The sequence below is a fragment of the Mycobacterium sp. genome (assembly GCF_040398885.1).
Lineage (GTDB): Bacteria > Actinomycetota > Actinomycetes > Mycobacteriales > Mycobacteriaceae > Mycobacterium.
The window spans coordinates 1-3963 of record NZ_JBBATF010000211.1 but is presented as its reverse complement, the minus strand read 5'-3'; the positions used below and the strand labels follow the sequence as shown (position 1 = coordinate 3963).

Here is a 3963-nt window from a genome sequence, read left to right as displayed (position 1 = left end):
CAACCCGCGGATCACCAATCTGGGCCAGTCGGCCCTGGACTACAGCTGGATGGACCGTGTCGACCCGGACGACGGGGTGTTCATCACCGCCGAGGGCCTGCTGATGTACCTGCAGCCTGAGGAGGCCATGGATCTGATCCGCCAGTGCGCCAAGCGTTTTCCCGGTGGCCGGATGTTCTTCGACCTACCGCCGACCGTCATCAAGAAGGTCGCACCCAAGGGAATCCGGGCGTCCAGGCACTACCGGGTGCCCCCGATGCCGTTCAGCCTGTCGATCGACCAGTTGCGCGCCCTGGCCGGAACCGTCCCAGGCCTGGGGGCCGTCCACGACGTCCCGATGCCGCAGGGGCGCGGATTCATGTTCAAGACGCTGTTCCCGGCGTTCTGGGCGTTCGGGCCGATGAAGCCGTTCCGGGGCGTCTACGCCCTGCTGGAATTCGGGAACTCCGAATCCAGGTAGCGCCGGGCCTCGTCGCGGCCGAGGCCCAGAGCCCGCGCCGCCTCGGCGTAGGTCCGGGCGGCGGCCGCCATCGCGGCGTCGGTCGGGTCCCGGCGCGCGACGAAGCTGCCCTGCCGGCCGCGGGTTTCGACGACCCCGGCGGCCTCCAGTTCGCGGTAGGCGCGGGCCACGGTGTTGACCGCCAGGCCGAGTTCGCCGGCCAACTCCCGCACGGTGGGCAGCCTGGCACCGGCCGGCAGGCGGCCGTCCCGCACCGCGCCGATCACCCCGAGCCGCAGCTGATCGAAGATCGGCGTCGGGGATCGGCCGTCCACACCCAGCCACTCGGCCAACTCCGACACATGCGCCATTATGGCCCGGGGCGGCCCGGTCGCGGGACTGCCCCGGCGCCACTCGCGCGGGCAGAAGGCAGCTGGAACGTCGTGAGTCGAATATAGTCACGGCCACTTCGGCGGCCGTTTGTCCGCGCTGCGAGGACACGTTTCGCCGCGGGATCCGGCGCCGACTCGAGCATGAGAGGGGCACTGGCTTGACCGACTCCACCCGGATGCGGATCGCGGTCTTCAGCGGGGCGGGGATCTCCGCCGAAAGCGGGGTGCCCACCTTCCGCGACGACGAGACGGGGCTGTGGTCGAAATACGACCCCTACGAGGTCTCCAGCACCGACGGCTGGGAGAAGCACCCGGAGCGGGTCTGGGCCTGGTACCTGTGGCGCCACCACCTGGCCAAGAAAGTCAGGCCCAACCCCGGCCACGACGCCGTGGCGATGTGGCAGGACTACGCCGACGTCACCGTGATCACCCAGAACGTCGACGATCTGCATGAGCGCGCCGGCAGTCGCACCGTTCACCACCTGCACGGCAGCCTGACCGAATTCCGTTGCCACACCTGCGGTTCCCGCCACCACGGCCCGCTGCCCGACATGCCCGAACCGGTGCTGGAGAAGGAGCCCATGCCGTGCGAATGCGGCGGCTTGATCCGGCCCGGCATCGTGTGGTTCGGCGAGCAACTGCCCGACGAACCGTGGCAGGCGGCGGTGGAGGCGGTGTCGACCGCCGACCTGGTCGTGGTGGTCGGCACCTCAGCGCTGGTGTATCCGGCGGCGATGCTCCCCGACCTGGCACTGGCGCAGGGGGCGGCGGTGATCGAGGTCAATCCCGAGGAGACTCCGCTGTCCTCGAGGGTCACCCTGTCGGTGCGGGAGAGTGCCGGCGCCGCGCTGCCCACGCTGCTGCAGCGACTGCCGGGCCTGCTCCCCGGGAACTAGGTTTTCGCGGCCCGGCCGATGGCCACCTCGGACACCGGCAGCGGCACCCACGCCGGGAAGGTCCACTGCCGACGCGCGACGTCGACGGTGAAACCCGCGGCCCTGATCGCACCTTCGGTGTCGCGGTGGGTGTGGCAGTTGCCGGCGATCCGCGGCCACAGGGTCGCGTCGGCCAGCTGCTGCAATCCTCCACGCCATCCGGTGCTGGCGACATGCTCGAAGTAGCGCAGTTCGCCGCCGGGCTTGAGGACCGAATTGAGTTGCCGCAGAACGGCTTCCGGATCTTCGACCGAGCACAGCACCAGCGAGCAGACCACCGCGTCGAACGGCTCGCCGGTCGGCATGCTCTCGATGGTGGACTCGACCACGGTCACCGGAACCGGGGCGGCGGCCGCCGCCTCCCGGGCCCTGGGCGCCAGCATGACCTCCGGTTCAAGGGCAACCACCTCACGCACCGACACCGGATAGTGCGCGAAGTTCGTTCCGGTACCGGCCCCGACTTCCAGCACCCGCCCGGACAGACCGGCCAGGTTCTCGGCGCGCAGACGGAGCAACAGGGGTGTTTCGTGGGCGGACATCACCGTCCACATCCGGGCGAACAGCGGGTGGTGCAGGGTCTTCCCGGCCGGGCTCTGGGTCACTTCCCCACCGTAGCCAGCGACTCGCGCGGGGGATTCCGGCGTTCGGGTGGCTCCTCGGTGATGCCGATGCGCTCGTGCAGACGCGCCAACGGTGCCGGCGCCCACCAGTTCCACTTGCCCATCACCTGCATGAACGCCGGCAGCAGCGCCATCCGGACCAGGGTCGCGTCGACGATCACCGCCAAGGTCAGACCGAGGCCGAAGATCCGCATGAAAGAAACCTGCGCGGCGATCAGCGCCGCGAACGCGATCGCCATGATCAGGGCCGCCGCGGTGACCACCCTCCCGGTTCGGGCCAGCCCGAGTGCCACGCTCTCGTCGGCGTCGGCCCGGCTGCCGCCGGAGCGCAGCCAGAACTCCCGGATCCGGGCGAGCAGGAACACCTCGTAGTCCATCGACAGGCCGAATGCCACGCAGAACATGAGCACCGGGATGTTGGCCTCCATGGTGCCGGTCGATGTGGTGCCCAGCGCGCCGAGATGGCCCTCCTGGAACACCCAGACCAGCGCCCCGAACGCGGCCGACAGGGACAGAACATTGAGCACCAGCGCCTTGGCCGGCAGCACCAGACTGCCGGTGAGCAGGAACAGCAGAACGAAGGTGATCGTGCCGATCAGGATGAGCACCAACGGCATTCGCGAGGTCACGGCTTCGACGACATCCCGGTTGATCTGGGCACCGCCGCCGATGAGCACCTCGCGGCCACCAGGGGAGGCCACGGCGTGCAGTCGGTCGAGCTGAACATCGGAGGCATCCGAGAACAGCGGTGCGGTGCTGCGCACGGACAGCAGCGCGCTGCCGTCCGCCACACCGGCCGGCGCCGACGGCGGCCCGACCTTGGCGCCGCCGACGAAGGTGCCGCCGGGCGCGGAGACCAGGGTGACATCGGGGACTTTCGACAATTCGGCCGCGTAGCGGTCCAGATCCGGGGCCGCGGCGGCATCGATCTGCGGGATGACCACACTGAGGCCGTTGCCGAGATTGCTGGAGAAGCCTTCGCGCAGCCGGTCGCCCACCTGGTGGGCCGATGCGCTCTGCGGCAACACCCGGTCGTCGGGACTGCCGAACCGGATGTGCAGGAACGGAAGCCCCACCAGAACAAGGAGGGCCACGATGGCGGCCCCGATCGGAACCGAGCGGCGCATCACGGCTTTGGTGGACCGGTACCAGAACATCCGCTCGACCGGTGGCGCGACCGGCTCGGGCCGGCCCAGCAGCCGGCGCAACCACCGGCGCAGGTCCAGCGCGTCGATCCGGTCGCCCAGAATCACCATCGCCGCCGGGGTGACGATCACCGCCGCGGCCGCGGCGAACGCCACCGTCGCGACCCCGGAGTAGGCGAAGGACTTCAGGAAGTACATCGGGAAGAGCATCAGCGCCGACAGCGACAGCGCGACCGTAACCGCGGAGAACAGCACCGTGCGCCCGGCTGTCGACATGGTGCGCAGCAGCGCGTCCTGCGGCGTTGCGCCACTGTGTATTTCGTCGCGGTAGCGGCTGACGATCAGGAGGGTGTAGTCGATGGCCAGCGCCAGCCCGAGCGCGGTGGTGATGTTGAGCGCGAAGATGGAGACCTCGGTGAAACCGGTGAGCAG

General features: G+C 69.6%; 5 protein-coding genes. 2 read left to right on the top strand and 3 right to left on the bottom strand.

The window, feature by feature from the left end; all coding sequences use genetic code 11:
* On the top strand, nt 1–460 hold a 460-nt coding region (locus tag ADBZ5U_RS14830), incomplete at its 5' end, for a class I SAM-dependent methyltransferase (RefSeq protein ID WP_526811457.1).
* On the opposite strand, the gene ADBZ5U_RS14825 is transcribed toward ADBZ5U_RS14830, so the two are convergent.
* Nucleotides 421–801 carry an Rv1152 family transcriptional regulator gene (locus ADBZ5U_RS14825; RefSeq protein ID WP_526811455.1) on the bottom strand — a complete coding sequence of 127 codons (381 nt, stop codon included), beginning with the start codon at nt 799–801 and terminating at the stop codon, nt 421–423. The two genes, ADBZ5U_RS14830 and ADBZ5U_RS14825, sit on opposite strands and share 40 nt — an antisense overlap.
* 206 nt (nt 802–1007) lie before the next feature.
* On the opposite strand from ADBZ5U_RS14825, the gene ADBZ5U_RS14820 reads away from it, so the two are divergent.
* Nucleotides 1008–1727, top strand: coding sequence for an SIR2 family NAD-dependent protein deacylase (locus ADBZ5U_RS14820; RefSeq protein ID WP_526811460.1), 720 nt, complete (start codon nt 1008–1010; stop codon nt 1725–1727).
* On the opposite strand, the gene ADBZ5U_RS14815 is transcribed toward ADBZ5U_RS14820, so the two are convergent.
* Both ADBZ5U_RS14815 and ADBZ5U_RS14810 read right to left on the bottom strand, forming a co-directional pair.
* Complete coding sequence (locus ADBZ5U_RS14815) at nt 1724–2317, bottom strand: class I SAM-dependent methyltransferase (RefSeq protein WP_526811458.1); 594 nt, start codon at nt 2315–2317, stop codon at nt 1724–1726. The two genes, ADBZ5U_RS14820 and ADBZ5U_RS14815, sit on opposite strands and share 4 nt — an antisense overlap.
* 47 nt (nt 2318–2364) lie before the next feature.
* A partial coding sequence (locus ADBZ5U_RS14810) for an MMPL family transporter (RefSeq protein WP_526811454.1) occupies nt 2365–3963 on the bottom strand: 1599 nt, incomplete at its 5' end.